The organism is Roseateles sp. DAIF2, from assembly GCF_015624425.1.
In the GTDB taxonomy this organism is placed as follows: domain Bacteria; phylum Pseudomonadota; class Gammaproteobacteria; order Burkholderiales; family Burkholderiaceae_C; genus Kinneretia.
Genome location: NZ_CP049919.1, coordinates 2,925,608 through 2,942,180, shown reverse-complemented (window position 1 = coordinate 2,942,180; position 16,573 = coordinate 2,925,608). Strand labels below are relative to the sequence as shown.

Sequence of the window (16,573 nt, the reverse complement as noted above, 5' to 3'; positions counted from 1 at the left end):
TCAGGTCTCGCCGGCCTCGCCCGGCTGTTGCAGCAAGGCCTGCAGCCCGGCCTCGTCCAGCACGGTCACGCCCAGCTCGCGCGCCTTCTCGAGCTTGGAGCCGGCCTCTTCGCCGGCGATCACGTAGTGCGTCTTCTTCGAGACCGAACCGCTGACCTTGCCGCCGGAGGCCTCGATCAACTCCTTGGCCGCGTCGCGCGACAGGGTCGGCAGGGTGCCGGTCAGCACCAGGGTCTTGCCCAGTAGCGGCCGCGGTCCCTGCTCGCCCAGCGCGCCCTCGCCCTCGGGCCAATGCACGCCGGCGGCGCGCAGTTGCTCGACCACCTCGCGGTTGTGCGGCTGGTCGAAGAAGGTGCGGATGCTCTGCGCGACGATCGGGCCGACGTCGCGCACCTCCAGCAGTTCCTCCAGCCGGGCGTCCATCAGCCGGTCCATCGCGCCGAAATGCCGCGCCAGGTCCTTGGCCGTGGTCTCGCCGACCTGACGGATACCCAGGGCGAACAGGAAGCGCGGCAGGGTCGTGGTCTTGCTCTTCTCCAGCGCATCGACGATGTTCTGTGCGCTCTTCTCGGCCATGCGTTCCAGCGCGGCCAGCTTGGCCACGCCCAGCTTGTACAGGCCCGGCAGGCTCTGCACGATCAGGCCGTCGACCAGCTGGTCGACCAGCTTGTCGCCCAGGCCCTCGATGTCCATCGCGCGCCGGCCGGCGAAATGCAGAAAGGCCTGCTTGCGCTGCGCCGGGCAGGAGATGCCGCCGCTGCAGCGGTGGTCGATGCCGCCCTGCTCGCGCCGCACCGCGCTGCCGCAGATCGGGCAGCTCTTGGGCATGCGGAAGTTCGGCACATAGGCCGGGCGCAGCGCCTCGACCTTGCCGACGATCTCCGGGATCACGTCGCCGGCGCGGCGCACGATCACCTGGTCGCCGATGCGCACGCCCTTGCGGCGCAGCTCGAACAGGTTGTGCAGGGTCGCGTTGCTGACCGTCGTGCCGCCGACGAAGACCGGCTCCAGCTTGGCCACCGGCGTCAGCTTGCCGGTGCGACCGACCTGGATCTCGATGCCGTTCAGCCGCGTCACCTGCTCCTGCGCCGGGTACTTGTGTGCGACGGCCCAGCGCGGCTCGCGGGTCACGAAACCGAGCTGCTGCTGCAGCGCGCGGCTGTTGACCTTGTAGACGATGCCGTCGATGTCGAAGGGCAGCTGGTCGCGCTTCTCGCCCATCGCTTGGTGGAAGGCCACCAGGCCCGCCGCGCCCTGCACCACCGCGCGGTCGGCGCAGACCGGCAGGTTAAAGCCCTGCAGCGCGTCCAGCATGCCGCTGTGCGTGGCCGGCACCTCCCAGCCCGCCACCTCGCCCAGGCCATAGGCGAAGAAGCTCAGCGGCCGCTGGCGCACCAGGGCCGGATCCAGCTGGCGCACCGCGCCGGCCGCGGTATTGCGCGGGTTGACGAAGGTCTTCTCGTTGGCGGCGCGCTGGCGCTCGTTGAGCGCCTCGAAATCGTCGCGCCGCATATAGACCTCGCCGCGCACCTCGATCACCGCCGCGGCCTGCGCCACCTCGCCGTGCAGGCGCAGGGGGATCTGCTTGATGGTCTTGATGTTCTGCGTGACATCCTCGCCGGTCTCGCCGTTGCCGCGGGTCGCCGCCTGCACCAGTTGGCCATGCACATAGCGCAGGTTGATCGCCAGCCCGTCGAACTTCAGCTCGGCCGCGTACTCGACGGGCGGCGCATCCTCGGCCAGGCCCAGTTCGCGGCGCACCCGGGCGTCGAAGTTCTGCGCCCCGCTGGCCTCGGTATCGGTCTCGGTGCGGATCGACAGCATCGCCACCGCATGGGTCACCGGCGTGAAGCCGTCCAGCACCTGGCCGATCACGCGCTGGGTCGGCGAATCCGGTGTCCGCAGCTGCGGATGCGCTGCCTCGATCGCCTGCAGTTCCTGGAACAGCTTGTCGTACTCGGCGTCCGGCAGGCTCGGCTGGTCCAGCACGTAGTAGAGATGGGCGTGGTGGTTCAGCAGCTCGCGCAGCTGCGCGGCGCGCAGCGCGGGATCGTCGTTCATCGTCGTCATGGGGCGGAATTGTGGCTCAGCTAGAGGCAGGTAGCGCCCGATCCTGGCAGCAGCGGCCGTTCGCCCGCCTCCCCCGCCGTTCGTGCGCCTAGCACAGCCATCGAACGCTTGCCGGCCCCGGTCTTTGGCCCCTGCCGGGAAAATGCGCGCGATGTACTCACAATCCTCACGTTTCATAAAAATAGCCCTGGTGCTAGGCCTGCTGTCGGCGATCGGCCCGTTCGCGATCGACATGTACCTGCCGGCCCTGCCGGCGATCGGCCAGAGCCTGGGCGCCGACATGGCCCAGGTGCAGATGAGCCTGACCGCCTTCTTCATCTCGATCGGCGCCGGCCAGTTGCTGTACGGTCCGGTGGCCGACATGGTCGGGCGCAAGAAGCCGCTGTATTTCGGCCTGGCCCTGTTCCTCGCCGCCAGCATCGGCTGCGCGCTGGCCACCGATGTGCAGACCCTGATCGTGCTGCGCTTCCTGCAGGGCCTGGGCGCGGCCGCCGGCATGGCGATCCCGCGCGCGGTGGTGCGCGACCTGCACACCGGCACCGACGCGGCACGGCTGATGTCGCTCTTGATGCTGGTGTTCAGCGTCTCGCCGATCCTGGCACCGCTGGTGGGCAGCGCGGTGATCGCGCTGACCGGCTGGCGTGGCGTGTTCTGGGGCGTGTCGCTGGCCGCGGTGGCCGGCCTGGCGATGACCGCCCTGTTCCTGAAGGAGACCCGCCCGCCCGAGGAGCGTCTGGGCAGCAGCCTGGGCAGCGCGCTGGCCGGCTACTGGCTGCTGCTGCGCGACCGCCATTTCATGGGCCTGGTGCTGATCGGCAGCTTCTCGCTGGGCGGCTTCTTCGTCTACCTGGCGAACTCGCCCTTCGTGCTGATCGACCATTACGGCCTGACGCCGACCCAGTACAGCCTGGCCTTTGCGCTGAACGCGATCTCCTTCATCGGCGCCTCGCAGTTCGTCGGCAGCCTGGGCGAGCGCTTCGGCCTGAGCCAGCTGGTGCGGGTCGCCATCGTCGGCGCCTCGCTGACGATGCTGGCCATGCTCGGCTACTACCTGCTGGGCGGCGAACGCCTGGCGGTGCTGATCGCGCTCTACCTGGTGGCCAGCGCCTTCATGGGCCTGGTGATCCCGACCAGCTCGGTGCTGGCGCTGGAAGCCCATGGCGCGATCGCCGGCACCGCCTCGGCCCTCCTGGGCACGACGCAGATGCTGCTGGGCGCGGTGATGATGGGCCTGGCCGGCCTGTTCAGCGACGGCCGCCCGCTGCCGATGGTGGTCGGCATGACCCTCGGCCCCCTGGTCGCGCTGGTACTGACCGCCGGCACCCTGGGCCTGCGCCGGCCGGCGCAGCAGGCCTGCCCGGTGACTTGATTGCCCGTGGACCTACGCGACCGGTTGCGCACTGACACTGCGACGACCGGGCGTTGCGCAGACCCGGCCCCGCCAGCCGCAGGGCTCCGATGCGGGGGTCTTGCCGGCCTCACGGCCGGCAAGACTGCCCTGCGGTGCTCGCGCCGCGGGGCGGGCGCTTAACTCCCTACGCTCGCCTGCGGCTCGCTGCGGTCGAACAGTCGCGCCCAGTCAGTCCTTGAAGCGCGCTGACGCGCGCGCCCCGCGCCGCTGCGCTCCTCGGCCCCGCATAGTCGCCCGGCAACTGGCAGGGCCGGGTCTGCAGGCACAGCTGCGGTCTGCGAAGAAGTCTTGACGAGGGGGCACGGCGCATGCGGCGTTGCGGGCTGGTGGCCGCGGCAGCCCGTTGGCGGCGCCGAGCAGCGCAGCGGCCCGGGGTTGCCCATCGCCTCCAGGGCGATGGGTCGAGCGCCGTTGTCCGAGGTCCGAGCACAAGCGGCCGCCATCGGCGGACGCTGGCCCGCAGGGGTGCGAGGCCGAGTTCGGCGCGAGCCCCGGGACGCGAGCAGCGCAGGGAACTTGGCCCGTCAGGGCCAAGCGCCGCCTCAGGGGTGACGGGGCCGCCGGCCCGCAACGCTCAGCGAGTGCTGCGCAGATCGGTTTGCGCCAGGTCAGGCCGAAACTTCGACGGAGGCCACCCGGGTGATCATCACCTGGTCCACCCGGTGGCTGTCCACGTCCATCACCTCGAAGCGCCAGCCCTCCCAGACCACATGGTCGGTGCGCCGCGGAATGCGGCGCAGCATCACCATAAGGAAGCCGGCCAGGGTGTCGTACTGGCCGGCAAGGGGCCAGGCCTCCAGCTCCAGCGCGCGCTGCACATCGGGAATCGGCGTGACGCCGTCGGCCAGGTAACTGCCGTCCTCGCGGCGCACGATCTGTTCCTCGTCGTGGCTGGCCACCAGCGAGCCCATCACGGTGCTCATCACGTCGTTCAAGGTGATCACGCCAACCACCAGGCTGTACTCGTTGACGATCACCGCGAAGTCTTCCAGCTTCTCGCGGAACTGCAGCAGCACCTCGGCCAGGGTCAGCCGGTCCGGCACGATCAGCACCTTCTTGACCAGGTCGACGCAGGTGCGCAGATTGATGGTCTCGTCGCGCAGCACGCGCTGGAACAGGTCGGTCGCGTCGACATAGCCGACCACCTGGTCGATCTCGCCGTCGCAGACCAGGTAGGTGGAATGGGGCGACTCGGCGATGCGGTTGCGGATCAGTGCATCGTCATCGTCCAGCCCCAGGAAGACCACGCGCTCGCGCGTGGTCATCGCGCTCTCGACGCGGCGCGTTTCCAGCTCGAACACGTTCTCGATCACCTGCTGCTCGGCATCGGCCACCACGCCGGCCAGGTTGCCGGCCTCGGCCATCGCCAGGATGTCGTGGTGGGTGATGGTGTTGTCGCGCGTGACCGGCCGGCCCAGCAGGCGCAGGATCGCGTCGGTGATCGCGCTGAAGGCCCAGGCCAGCGGCTTGAACAGAGTCACCAGGGTCGACATCGGCCCGACCAGCGCCAGCGCGATGCGCTCCGGCTCGCTCATCGACCAGCTCTTGGGCACCAGATCAGCCAGCACGACGAACAGCGCGGTGATGCTGACGAAGGACAGCGCGAAGGCCAGCGGCTGCGCCCGCTCGGCCGGCAGCAGAAAGGCCAGGGCCTCGGCGAAGTAAGGCGTGAACGCCCCCTCGCCGACGATACCGGCGAGGATCGCGACCGTGTTGACGCCGATCTGCACCACGGTGAAGTAGTAGCCCGGCTGTTCCTGCACCTTCAACACCCGCCGCGCCCTGGGATCGCCCTCGTCCGCCAGTTGCTGCAGCTTCAGGCGTCGCGAGGCCGCCAGCGACATTTCGGCCATCGAGAAGAAGGCGCTGGCGGCAATCAGGAGGGCAATCAACAGCAGACTGGAAGTCAAGGGCAGACGGTGCGAGTGGCGGACGTTCCAGTGTAGCCGCCACCCGCCGCGCAGGGCTCAGTCCGGCAGCCCCGCCACGAATTCCCGCAGCGCCGCGCCAATCTCGTGCGGCGCGTCCTCCTGCAGGTAATGCACGCCGGCCACCTCGACCTCGCGCTGGTTCGGCCAGCCGCGGCAGAAGTCCAGCGCGCGCCCGGTCAGCAGCGCGCCCGGCCGGGCCGAGATCAACAGCTTGGGCAGCGGGCTCGCGGCCAGCCAGGCGCCATAGGCCTCGACCTCGGCCGCCACGTCCGCCGGCGTGCCCTCGATCGGCAGCTCGCGCGCCAGCGCCAGGATGACGCGGCGGCTGGCCCGCTCGGCGAAAGGCCGGCGGTAAGCCGCCATCTCGGCCTCGGCCAGCGGCCGCAGCACGCTCTTGGGCAGCACGGTCTCGACGAAGAAGTTGTCGTCCAGGATCATCGCCTCGCCGCGTTCGGAGCGCAGCGCGCGAAAGATCTGATCACGCCCGTTCGGGAAGTCCGCCCAGCGCCGCGGCTGCACCAGCGCCTCCATATAGGCGATCGCCCTCACCCGCTCGGGATGGCGGCGCGCCCAGGCGAAACCCAGGGCCGAACCCCAGTCGTGCAGCACCAGGGTCAGGTCTTGTTGCAGGTCCAGGCGCTCGAACCAGGCGTCCAGATAGCGCAGCTGGTCGGCGAAGCCGCAGCCCGCCTCGGCCGGCAGCGGCGAGGCGCCGAAGCCCGGCAGGTCCGGCGCCAGGCAGCGCCCCAGGCCCTGCAGATGGGGAATGATGTTGCGCCACAGATAGGACGAGGTCGGGTTGCCATGCAGGAACACGATCGGCCGGCCTTCGCCGATGTCGACATAGGACTGCGGCCGGCCCTCGATCTCGACCTGGCGGCGCGGCAGCGCATCGAGCGCGGAGATGGGTGGGGTGCTTGCTTGCATCGGAGAACTCCGTGGGCAGGTGGTAAGAGGCAGGCCTCACGATAGGATCGCCGCCGGACCCGCTGTAGGTCCACTTTTCCCGTATTTGATGGAACCGCTTCTGCCGATCACGATCGAGCTGCCGCCGCCGGGCTCGCGCCGGCGCGGCCAGGCGCTGCACCAGCAGCTGCGCACCGCCATCCTGGACGGCCGGCTGGCGCCCGGCCTGGCCCTGCCGGGTACGCGCGCGCTGGCGCTGGCCTGCGGGGTGTCGCGCAACGGCGCGGTGGCGGCCTACGAGCGCCTGCTGGCCGAGGGCCTGGCGACGGCCCGCTCGGGCGGCGCCACCCAGGTGGCCGAGGGCGTGCGCCCGCTCGCGGCGGCGCCACCCAGGTGGCCGAGGGCGTGCGCCCGCTCGCGGCGGCGCCGCCCACCGCCCGCGCCGGCCGCATAGCCGCACCCCAAGCACCGCCGCTGGCGCCGGCCTGGCGCGAGCCGCCGCCGGTGATCCGGCTGCGCCCGGGCGGCGACTTCCGCCACGACCTGCTGCCCGGGCTGCCGGCGCTGAGCGGCTTCCCCTTCGAAGTCTGGCGCCGGCTCGCGGCCAAGGCCTTGCGGCAGCTGGCGCGCGGACCGGCCTTCTATGCCGAGCCGGAGGGGCGGCCGGCGCTGCGCGCGGCGATCGCCGGCCATGTGTCCTTTGTGCGCGGGATCGCCTGCCGGGCCGAGGATGTGCTGGTGACCGCCGGCGCGCAGCAGGCCTTCGACCTGCTGGCGCGGGTGCTGGTGGAGCCGGGCCGCAGCGTCGTCGCGGTGGAGGAGCCCGGCTACCCACCGCTGCGACGCGCACTGGCCGCGGCCGGTGCCGTCTTGGCGCCGGTGCCGGTGGACGCGCAGGGCCTGATCGTCGAGCAGTTGCCGCCGGCGGCGCGCCTGGTCTGCGTCAGCCCCTCGCACCAGTTCCCGATGGGCCGCCGCTGTCGCTGCCGCGCCGCCTGGCCCTGCTGGAGTTCGCGCGGCGCCACAACGCGGTGATCCTGGAGGACGGCTACGACAGCGAGTTCAGCCGCGCCGCGCGCCCGCTGCCGGCGCTGCAGACCCTGGACCGCGAGCGGCAGCGGGTGCTCTATGTCGGCACCTTTTCGAAGAGCCTCTACCCGGGCCTGCGCCTGGGCTTCCTGGTCGCGCCGCCCTGGATCCGCCCGGCGCTGAACGCCGCGCGCCAACTGGCCGACTGGCATGGCGAGCCGGCGCAGCAGGACACCCTGACCGCCTTCATCGCCGAGGGCCATCTGGCGCGCCATGTGAAGCGCATGCGCGGCCTCTATGCCGAGCGGCACCGCGCGCTGGTGGCGGCGCTGGCGCAGCACCTGGGCCCGCACAGCGCGGTGATCCCCGGCGAGGGCGGCCTGCACACCACCGCGCTGCTGCGAAGCCGCCGGCCGTTGCCGGCGCTGGTCGCCGCCGCGGCCGAGGACGGGCTGCGCATCGAGACCATCGCCCGCTTCGCCGCCGCGCCGCGCGAGGCGCCGCAGGGCCTGGTGTTCGGCCTGGGCGGCGTCGCGGCCGAGCAGATGGATGCCGCGATCGCGCTGCTGGCGCGCCATCTCGGCTGAGGAGCTGCAGCCCGCAAGCGGCGCGCACGGCGCGGGCCGCCTGTGTTATGTTGGCGACCGGTCCATGCGGACCGGCCTCTCGGAGGGAATCGGCATGAAGCTGCTGTCGAATCTGCGCGTGGGCTCGCGGCTGGGCCTGGGTTTCGGGCTCCTGCTGCTGCTGATGCTGGCGATGGGCCTGTTCGCGTCGAACCGCGTCGAGCGGGTCCAGGCCAATGTGGTCGACCTGGCCACCAACTGGCTGCCCAGCACCCAGCAGCTGGCCGGCCTCAACGAGGCGCTGAACCAGATGCGGCGCGCCGAGCTGCAGATGCTCTTGGGCGGCGGCGAGAAGGCACTACAAGAAGAAAGTGCCCGCCTGGCCACCCAATGGGAGCAGGTGCCCAAGCTGCTAAAGGCCTATGAGCAGAGCCTCAGCGGCGCCGAGGAGCGCCAGCGCTTCGACGAATTCCGCGCCACCATCGAGGCCTACCGCGCCGCGCAGCCGCGCCTGGTGTCCCTGCTGCGCGAGGGCAAGCAGGAGGAGGCGCTGGCCTGGCTGCGCGGCGATTCGCGCCGCGCCTTCCGCGCCACCACCGATGCGATCGCCAAGCTGACCACCTTGAACGACAGCGGCGCCGCCCAGGCACACCAGGACGCACAGACCAGCTATGGCGCGGTGCAATGGGGCATCTGGCTGATGGTGGCGGTGGCGCTGAGCCTGGGCGCCGGGGTCGGCTGGCTGCTGACCCGCTCGCTGACCCGGCCGCTGCACTATGCCTCGCAGAGCGCCGACCGCATCGCTGGCGGCGACCTGAGCCTGGAGCTGCGCGCCGACAGCGCCGACGAGCTGGGCGACCTGCTGCGCGCGCTCGCCCGCATGCAGGAGGCGCTGAACCAGTCGGTCGGCACGGTGCGGCGCAGCGCCGACAGCATCGCGCTGGCCAGCCAGGAGGTCTCCAGCGGCAGCCTGGATCTCTCGTCCCGCACCGAACAGGCCGCCTCCAGCCTGGAAGAAACATCGGCGGCGATGCAGCAGGTGACCGACACCGCGCGCCAGAGCGCCGAGTCCGCGCGGCAGGCCAGCGCGCTGGCGGTCGAGGCCTCGCGCGTGGCCGGGGCCGGCGGGGCGGTGGTGGCGCGGGTGGTCGACACGATGGACGGCATCCAGGCCGCCTCGCGCAAGATCGCCGACATCATCGGCGTGATCGACGGCATCGCCTTCCAGACCAATATCCTGGCGCTCAATGCCGCCGTCGAGGCGGCGCGCGCCGGCGAGCAGGGCCGCGGCTTCGCGGTGGTGGCCGGCGAGGTGCGCACGCTGGCCCAGCGCAGCGCCCAAGCCGCGCGCGAGATCAAGGCGCTGATCGCCGGTTCGGTGGATCAGGTGGAGGCCGGCTCGCGCCTGGTCGCCGATGCCGGCGGCACGATGGGCGAGGTGGTGGCCGCGGTGCGGAAGGTCAGCGACATCATCGGCGAGATCGCCGGCGCGGTGCACAACCAGACCCAGAGCCTGTCGGAGGTCAATGCCGCGATCGGCCAGCTCGATGGCATGACGCAGCAGAACGCCGCGCTGGTCGAGGAATCGGCCGCCGCCTCCGAATCGCTGCGCGAGCAGGCGGCGCGGCTGGCCGAGGTGGTGGCGCGCTTCCGCCTGGCTAGCTGATCAACTGAAGAGACGACGGGCGGCCAGGGAGCCGGCGGCCAGGTCGCGCGCGGCCAGGGCCTTGTAGAGCTCGGCCAGGCCCTCGCTGATCGCGGCGAAGGAATGCAGATTCAGCTGATGGCCGCGGTCGTCGCAGAGGTCGGCCTCGATGTCGCGCGACAGCGCGCGCGCCGATTCCTGCCAGGCCGCGAAGGGCTCGGCGGACTCGGCCGTCTGCGGCACGTCGAGCGCCAAGGTCAGCTCGTGCAGCGAGGAGGCCTGCGGATCCTCGGCCAGCGCGGCCTGGGATTCGAAGCTGAGCGACAGCACCGGCGGCAGGCCTTCCTCGGCCGCCGGCAGCACCAGGCGGCCCGGCACCGCGCCCGGCACGAAGCCATGGCGCAGCGCGATCTGCTGCACATAGCCCAGGGTCCAGGCGGCGCCGCGGCTCTTCAGCTGGATCGCCAGCTGCGCGTCATGCTCGCCGGCGAACTGGTCCAGCTCGCGGGCGCGCGCCACCACGTCCAGCATGTCGGGGAACTGCACGAAGCCGCCGATGCCGTCGACAAAGCCCTGCAGCTTCTGCACGAACTCGCTGTACTCGATCTCGTTGAGCGCGCCGCTGCGATTGGCCATCTGCAGGCCGGCCTGGAACTCACCGTAGCGCTGGCCCGGCGCCGGCAGCTCCCAGTCGCCGCTGAGGCTGTTCAGACCTTCGATATGGAAGGGCTTGGTGCCGGCGCGGCGGCTGCCAGGCAGGTGCGACAGCGCCATCTCGCCGCTGATCGGCGCTTCCAGGCTGATCGTCGCGATCGCGTCGATCAGCGCATCGATGCGGGCCGAGGCCTTGCGCGGCGGCTGGCGCACGATGGCCGGTACCGTCTCGGCCAGCGCCAGCGGCGAGATCGCGGCCTCGGCCGCGGGCTCGAAGGGCTCGGCCACCGCGGCCTGGGCCTCGCCCAGATTGGGCTCCTTGCGCTCGGCGCTACCGCCAGGCTGCAGCGAGGGCTCGACCGGCGGGCTGGCGCGGCGCGGGCCGGCCTTGCGGGCGGCCCAGGCGCCATGGGCGACGACGCCGGCCAGCACCAGGCCGCCGAGGATGGCGAGCAGTTCCGTGAGCGACATCAGGCAGCCTCCGCCATGCTCAGAGCGGACTCCATGTCCACGGCCACGATGCGCGAGACCCCTTGTTCCTGCATCGTCACGCCGATCAGTTGTTTTGCCATTTCCATTGCGATCTTGTTGTGCGAGATGAACAGGAACTGGGTGCCCTTGCTGCTCATCTCCGAAACCAGTTTGGCGTAGCGCTCGGTGTTGGCGTCGTCCAGCGGCGCGTCCACCTCGTCCAGGAGACAGAAGGGCGCGGGATTCAGCATGAAGATCGCAAACACCAGCGCGATCGCCGTCAGCGCCTTCTCACCGCCCGAGAGCAGGTGGATGGTGCTGTTCTTCTTGCCCGGCGGCTGGGCCATCACCTGCACGCCAGCGTCCAGGATCTCCTCGCCGACCATGGTCAGCTTGGCCTGCCCGCCGCCGAAAAGCTGCGGGAACATGCGGCCGAAATGCTCGTTGACCTGGTTGAAGGTATTGGCCAGCAGGTCGCGCGTCTCCAGGTCGATCTTGTGGATCGCGTCCTCGAGGGTCTTCATCGCGGCGCTCAGGTCGGCGTTCTGCGAATCCAGGAAGGTCTTGCGCTCGCGCGCCGCCGTCAGCTCGTCCAGCGCCGCCAGATTCACCGCCCCCAGGGCCGCGATCTCGCGGTTGATGCGGTCGATCTCGCCCTGCAGGCCGTAGAGCTTGACCGCGCCCTCTTCCACCGACTTGGCCAAGGCTTCGAGATCGACATTGGCCGCAACCAGCTGCTCCATGAACTGCGCGCCGCCCAGCTGTGCGGCCTGTTCCTCCAGCTGCAGCTTGGTGATGCGCTCGCGCAAGGGGTCCAGGCTGCGCTCGAATTCCAGGCGCTGCTCCTCGGCCTTGCGCAGGCGCAGGCTGAGATCGTCATAGCCGCTGCGCACCGCGGCCAGTTCCTTTTCGCGCTCGACCTTCACGGCCAGCGCCTCCTGCAGCCCGGCCTGGGCCGCGGCGTCGTTGAGCGTGTCCAGCTCGCGCTGCAGGCCCTCGGCCGAGGCCTCGTTGGTCTTGACCTGGGCCTGGGCGGTTTCGATAGCCCGCTGCAGCTCGCCGCGGCGCGAGGCGAGGGACCGGGCGCTGAAGGTCGCCTCCTGGGCGCGGCGCTCCAGCGCGCGCAGCTGCTCGCGCGCCTCGCCGAGCTTGCGCTCGGCCTGGATCACGCCCTCCTCCAGTTCGGCATGGCGCTCCTGCGTGGTCGCCAGCTGCAGGTCCAGCTCCTCGAAGCGGGCCTCGCCGGTGACGCGGCGCTCCTGCAGCTCCTCCATCTGGCCATCGATCTCGGCCAGCTCTTCCTCCAGCTGACTGCGGCGGTTGCTGGCGGCCTCGGCCTGCTGGGAGAGACGCAGCAGCTCGACATGCAGCTGGTGGGCGCGGGTCTGGGTCTCGCTGGCCTCGCGGCGCAGGCCGACCAGGCGCTGAGAGGCCTCGCTGAAGGCGGCCTCGGTGCGCACCAGTTGGCTCTTGGCCTCCTCGGCGATCAGGGTCTGGGCGCGGCTTTCCAGCTGCAGCTGCTCGATCTCCTGGGCGCGGGCCAGCATGCCGGCCTGCTCGGAATCGGGCGCATAGAAGCTGACCGCGAACTGGCTGACCGCATGGCCCTCGGCGGTCATGATGATCTCGCCATGGGTCAGCTTGTCTCGGCCGGCCAGGGCCTCGTCCATCGAGGCCGCGGTGTAGACGCCCTCCAGCCAGTCGTTCAGCAAGGCCTTCAGCCCGGCATCATCCAGGCGCAGCAGCTCGGTCAGCTTGGGCAGGGTCTCATGCGTGTTGGCGATCGCGGCGGCCGGCGGCGAGTAGAAGGCCAGGCGGGCCGGCGGCGCATCGGCCGCGAAGGCGCGCACCGTCTCCAGGCGGCCGACCTGCAGCGCGCCCATGCGCTCGCGCAGCGCGGCCTCCAGCGCGTTCTCCCAGCCCTGCTTGATGTGCAGCCGGGTCCACAGGCCCTGCAGGCCGTCCAGCCCATGCTTGGCCAGCCAGGGCTTGAGCTTGCCCTCGGTCTGCACCTTCTCCTGCAGGGCGCGCAGCGCCTCCAGGCGCGCGACCAGCTCGGACTGGCGCGCCAGCTGGGCGTTGGCGTCCTGCTGCACCGCGCGGCGCTGTTCCTCCAGCTGCGGCAGCTGGTCCTGCAGCTCGTGCAGGCGGGCATCGGCCAGGTCGCGCGCCTCGTCGGCGCTCTCGCTCTGCTGCTTCAGCTCGGCCAGCTTGTCATGATCGGGCGCGGCCAGGCCCTGGCGCTCGGTGGCCAGGCGCTCGCGGCGGGTGCGCAGCGCGCGGTTCTGCTCCTCGATATTGCGGCTCTCTGCCGCCAGCACCTGGATCTGCTGCTGCACCTGCACCACCGAGCCGCGCTGCTCGTTGGCACGCCCTTGAGCGGCGCGCACCGCGTCCTCGGCATTGGGCAGGTTCATCGCCTGTTCCTCGGCCTGGGCGGCGAGGATCTCGCTCTGCTCCTCGGCCGTGGCGATCTGCTCGGCGATGGTCTCCAGCTCTCCTTGAGCCTGCTCGCTGCGCTCCTGCCATTGCTGGTTCTGCGCCTGCAGCTCGATCAGCCGCGCCTCGACCCGCTGGCGGCCCTCGACCACATAGCGGATGCGCTCCTCGAGCCGGCTCACCTCCAGCTGGGCCTCGGCGAAGCGGCCCTGCGAGGCATGCAGCTCGTCGCCGGCCGCGTAGTGGGCCTGGCGGATGGTCTCCAGCTCGGCCTCGACATGGCGCAGCTCGGCCATGCGCGACTCCAGCGCGGTCAGGGCCTCGGCATGCTCGCCCTTGACCCGGCTCTGCTCGCTGCTGGCATCGCGGTGCTTGAGGAACCAGAGCTGGTGCAGCTTCAGGGTGCCGGCGTCCTGCAGGCCGCGATAGCTGGCCGCGACCTCGGCCTGCTTCTCGAGCTTCTCCAGGTTGTTGTTCAGCTCACGCAGGATGTCCTCGACGCGGGTCAGGTTCTCGCGCGTGTCCTTGAGCCGGTTCTCGGTTTCTCGACGGCGTTCCTTGTACTTGGAGACCCCGGCGGCCTCCTCCAGGAACATACGCATCTCCTCCGGCTTGGATTCGATGATGCGGCTGATCGTGCCCTGGCCGATGATGGCGTAGGCGCGCGGCCCCAGGCCGGTGCCGAGGAACACGTCCTGCACGTCGCGGCGGCGCACCGGCTGGTTGTTGATGAAGTAGCTGCTGGTGCCGTCGCGGGTCAGCACGCGCTTGACCGCGATCTCGGTGAACTGGTTCCATTGCCCGCCGGCGCGGGCGTCCTCGTTGCTGAACACCAGCTCGACGCTGGCGCGGCTCGCGGGCTTGCGGTTGCCCGAGCCGTTGAAGATCACGTCCTGCATCGACTCGCCGCGCAGCTCTGAAGCCTTGCTCTCGCCCAGCACCCAGCGCACGGCGTCCATGATGTTGGACTTGCCGCAGCCGTTGGGGCCGACCACGCCGACCAGCTGCCCGGGCAGCTGGAAATTGGTGGGATCGGCAAAGGACTTGAAGCCCGAGAGCTTGATCGAGTTCAGACGCATGCGGTGGTACGCGGGGTGCGCGGATTCAGAACGCTAACTAAGCTGTTGATTTATTTACGGAAAAGCCCCTGCAACGGGGGCTTCTTCGGGGTCGGATGATACCATCGCCCCCTCTCCTGAAATCCGGCCCGCCCGGGCGTCGTCGCCCGGCCTGGCCCCGCATCGAAAAACATGGCCAAGACCCCCCCCGCCGCCAAGCCGGCACGCAAGACCGCCGCCCCCAAGAAGACCCTGGCCGCCGCGCCCAAGATGCGTGAGATGCCCCCGAACCCGCCCTCGGCGCCCTCGAAGGAACTGCATGTGTTCCCGAACCCGGCCCCGCAGCGCGACTACGTGATCCAGTTCCAGGTGCCCGAGTTCACCTGCCACTGCCCGCTGACCGGCCAGCCCGACTTCGCGCATTTCACGATCGACATGATCGCGGACAAGCATTGCGTCGAGCTGAAGAGCCTGAAGATGTACTTCTGGAGCTACCGCCACGAGGGTGCCTTCCATGAGAAGGTGACCAACACCATCCTGGAAGACATCGTCAAGGTCACCAATCCGCGTTTCCTGCGCATCACCGCCAAGTGGTATGTGCGCGGCGGCATCTACACCAATGTCGTGGTCGAGCACCGCAAGAAGGGCTGGAAGCCCGAGCCGAAGATCGACCTGCCGGCGCACGGCTTCGAATCCGGTCTGCTGCGCTAATTGGGCATTCCCACCAGCTCGGCCAATCTGTCCGTCGCCGTCGCGGTGCGGCGCAGCCGCATCGATGGCTATGGCGTGTTCGCGGCCGAGCCGCTGGCTGCGGGGGCGCGCATCGGCGCGCTGACCGGCGAGGCGATCACGGTCGCCGAGGGCCGGCGCCGCGCCAGCGGGCGCCAGCGCATCATGCTGGTGGAGCTGAGCGAGAGCCGCGCGATCGACGCCACCCGCAGCGAGGACGCGCTGCGCTTCACCAACCACAGCTGTCGGCCCAACGCCCTGATCCGCGTCGAGCAGGGCGCGATCGAGATCTTCGCCGCCCGCGCGATCGCGCCGGACGAGGAGATCACGGTCGGCTATGGCGCAACCCACCATGAGGGCCGGCTGGCCTGCCGCTGCGGCCAGCCGGACTGCGCCGGCTGGCTATGATGGCGATCCGCCTCCCGCCCCTCCTCTCTTGCCCGTGATCTGCTCGCGATGAATCCCCTGCTGGACAAGCTCCATCCCTATCCCTTCGAGCGCCTGCGCGCGCTGACCAAGGACATCACGCCGAACCCGGCCTACCGTCCGATCAGCCTGGGGATCGGCGAGCCCAAGCATCCGGCGCCGCGGCTGGTCGAGGACGCGCTGGTGGGCAGCCTGAAGAGCCTGGCGGCCTATCCCGCCACCGCCGGCGAGCCCAGGCTGCGCGAGGCGATCAGCGGCTGGCTGGCGCGCCGCTACGGCCTGCAGCTCGATGCGGCCAGCCAGGTGCTGCCGGTCAACGGCTCGCGCGAGGCGCTGTTCGCGCTGGCGCAGACCGTGATCGATCCGAGCCGGCCCGGCGCCACCGTGGTCTGCCCGAATCCCTTCTATCAGATCTACGAGGGCGCAGCCCTGCTGGCCGGCGCGCGGACCGCCTTTGCCAACAGCGACCCGGCCCGCAACTTCGCGGCCAACTGGGCCGAGATCGACGAAGCCACCTGGGCCCGCACCCAGCTGCTCTACACCTGCTCGCCCGGCAACCCGACCGGCGCGGTGATGCCGCTGGCCGAGTGGGAGGCGCTGTTCGCGCTGAGCGACCAGCATGGCTTCGTGATCGCCTCGGACGAGTGCTACTCCGAGATCTACTTCCGCGACGAGCCGCCGCTCTCCGGCCTGGAGGCCGCGGTCAAGCTGGGCCGCAGCGACTTCCGCAATCTGATCGCCTTCACCAGCCTCTCCAAGCGCAGCAATGTGCCGGGCATGCGCTCGGGCTTCGTCGCCGGCGACGCCGCCATCATCAAGAAGTTCCTGCTCTACCGCACCTACCATGGCAGCGCGATGAACCCGATGGTGCAGGCCGCCAGCATCGCCGCCTGGAACGACGAGGCCCATGTGGTCGCCAACCGCGAGCAGTACCGCGCCAAGTTCGCCCAGGTCACGCCGCTGCTGGCCGCCGAGCTGGACGTGGCGCTGCCGGACGCGAGCTTCTACCTCTGGGCGGCCGTGCCCGGTGGCGACGACATCGCCTTCGCCCAGCAGCTGCTGGCTCAATACAATGTCGCGGTGCTGCCGGGCAGCCTGCTGGCCCGCGAGGCCCATGGCATCAACCCGGGTGCCGGCCGCATCCGCCTGGCCCTGGTGGCCGAGACGGCCGAATGCCTCGAGGCGGCCCAGCGCATCGCCGAATTCACCCGTTCCTTCAAATCGCTCCTGTGAGCTCC

13 protein-coding genes are annotated in these 16,573 nt (G+C 70.5%); 8 read left to right on the top strand and 5 right to left on the bottom strand.

The annotated features are described in order from the left end of the window. A complete protein-coding gene (gene ligA, locus G8A07_RS13380) occupies positions 1-2,070 on the bottom strand; it encodes an NAD-dependent DNA ligase LigA (protein ID WP_213086278.1) in 2,070 nt (689 codons plus the stop codon). 151 nt (positions 2,071-2,221) lie between these two features. Between ligA and G8A07_RS13375 the strand changes: the two genes are divergently transcribed. Next, positions 2,222-3,439 (top strand): multidrug effflux MFS transporter, encoded by a 1,218-nt coding sequence (locus G8A07_RS13375; protein ID WP_195797451.1) that lies wholly within the window; start codon positions 2,222-2,224, stop codon positions 3,437-3,439. 650 nt (positions 3,440-4,089) lie between these two features. On the opposite strand, the gene G8A07_RS13370 is transcribed toward G8A07_RS13375, so the two are convergent. Both G8A07_RS13370 and G8A07_RS13365 read right to left on the bottom strand, forming a co-directional pair. After that, positions 4,090-5,397, bottom strand: a complete 1,308-nt coding sequence (locus G8A07_RS13370) for a hemolysin family protein (RefSeq protein ID WP_195797755.1) — start codon at positions 5,395-5,397, stop codon at positions 4,090-4,092. A gap of 51 nt (positions 5,398-5,448) precedes the next feature. Further along, complete coding sequence (locus G8A07_RS13365) at positions 5,449-6,339, bottom strand: haloalkane dehalogenase (protein ID WP_195797450.1); 891 nt, start codon at positions 6,337-6,339, stop codon at positions 5,449-5,451. Between the two features lie 88 nt (positions 6,340-6,427). Here G8A07_RS13365 and G8A07_RS27890 point away from each other — a divergent pair, with 88 nt between their 5' ends. The 4 genes from G8A07_RS27890 (at position 6,428) to G8A07_RS13355 (ending at position 9,579) form a co-directional block, all read left to right on the top strand. Further along, positions 6,428-6,772 (top strand): GntR family transcriptional regulator, encoded by a 345-nt coding sequence (locus G8A07_RS27890; protein ID WP_249937327.1) that lies wholly within the window; start codon positions 6,428-6,430, stop codon positions 6,770-6,772. Continuing rightward, entirely contained in the window at positions 6,724-7,353 is a 630-nt protein-coding gene (locus tag G8A07_RS28095; RefSeq protein WP_256441109.1) for an aminotransferase class I/II-fold pyridoxal phosphate-dependent enzyme, read from the top strand. The genes G8A07_RS27890 and G8A07_RS28095 overlap by 49 nt, the downstream gene beginning before the upstream one ends. Beyond that, positions 7,257-7,934, top strand: coding sequence for an aminotransferase class I/II-fold pyridoxal phosphate-dependent enzyme (locus G8A07_RS28090; RefSeq protein ID WP_371816459.1), 678 nt, complete (start codon positions 7,257-7,259; stop codon positions 7,932-7,934). The genes G8A07_RS28095 and G8A07_RS28090 overlap by 97 nt, the downstream gene beginning before the upstream one ends. A gap of 94 nt (positions 7,935-8,028) precedes the next feature. Then, positions 8,029-9,579: a methyl-accepting chemotaxis protein gene (locus tag G8A07_RS13355; protein ID WP_195797449.1), complete on the top strand. Its 1,551-nt coding sequence runs from the start codon at positions 8,029-8,031 to the stop codon at positions 9,577-9,579. On the opposite strand, the gene G8A07_RS13350 is transcribed toward G8A07_RS13355, so the two are convergent. Both G8A07_RS13350 and smc read right to left on the bottom strand, forming a co-directional pair. Continuing rightward, positions 9,580-10,683, bottom strand: a complete 1,104-nt coding sequence (locus G8A07_RS13350) for a cell division protein FtsZ (protein WP_195797448.1) — start codon at positions 10,681-10,683, stop codon at positions 9,580-9,582. Further along, positions 10,683-14,201: a chromosome segregation protein SMC gene (smc, locus tag G8A07_RS13345; RefSeq protein ID WP_195797447.1), complete on the bottom strand. Its 3,519-nt coding sequence runs from the start codon at positions 14,199-14,201 to the stop codon at positions 10,683-10,685. The genes G8A07_RS13350 and smc overlap by 1 nt, the downstream gene beginning before the upstream one ends. Before the next feature lie 258 nt (positions 14,202-14,459). Between smc and queF the strand changes: the two genes are divergently transcribed. Genes queF through dapC form a run of 3 tightly spaced genes read left to right on the top strand, consistent with a single transcriptional unit; the run spans position 14,460 to position 16,568 of the window. Further along, positions 14,460-14,891, top strand: coding sequence for a preQ(1) synthase (gene queF, locus G8A07_RS13340; protein WP_195797754.1), 432 nt, complete (start codon positions 14,460-14,462; stop codon positions 14,889-14,891). Next, a complete protein-coding gene (locus tag G8A07_RS13335) occupies positions 14,892-15,317 on the top strand; it encodes an SET domain-containing protein (RefSeq protein ID WP_195797446.1) in 426 nt (141 codons plus the stop codon). 48 nt (positions 15,318-15,365) lie between these two features. Continuing rightward, positions 15,366-16,568, top strand: a complete 1,203-nt coding sequence (gene dapC, locus G8A07_RS13330; protein WP_195797445.1) for a succinyldiaminopimelate transaminase — start codon at positions 15,366-15,368, stop codon at positions 16,566-16,568. Positions 16,569-16,573 lie beyond the last annotated feature (5 nt).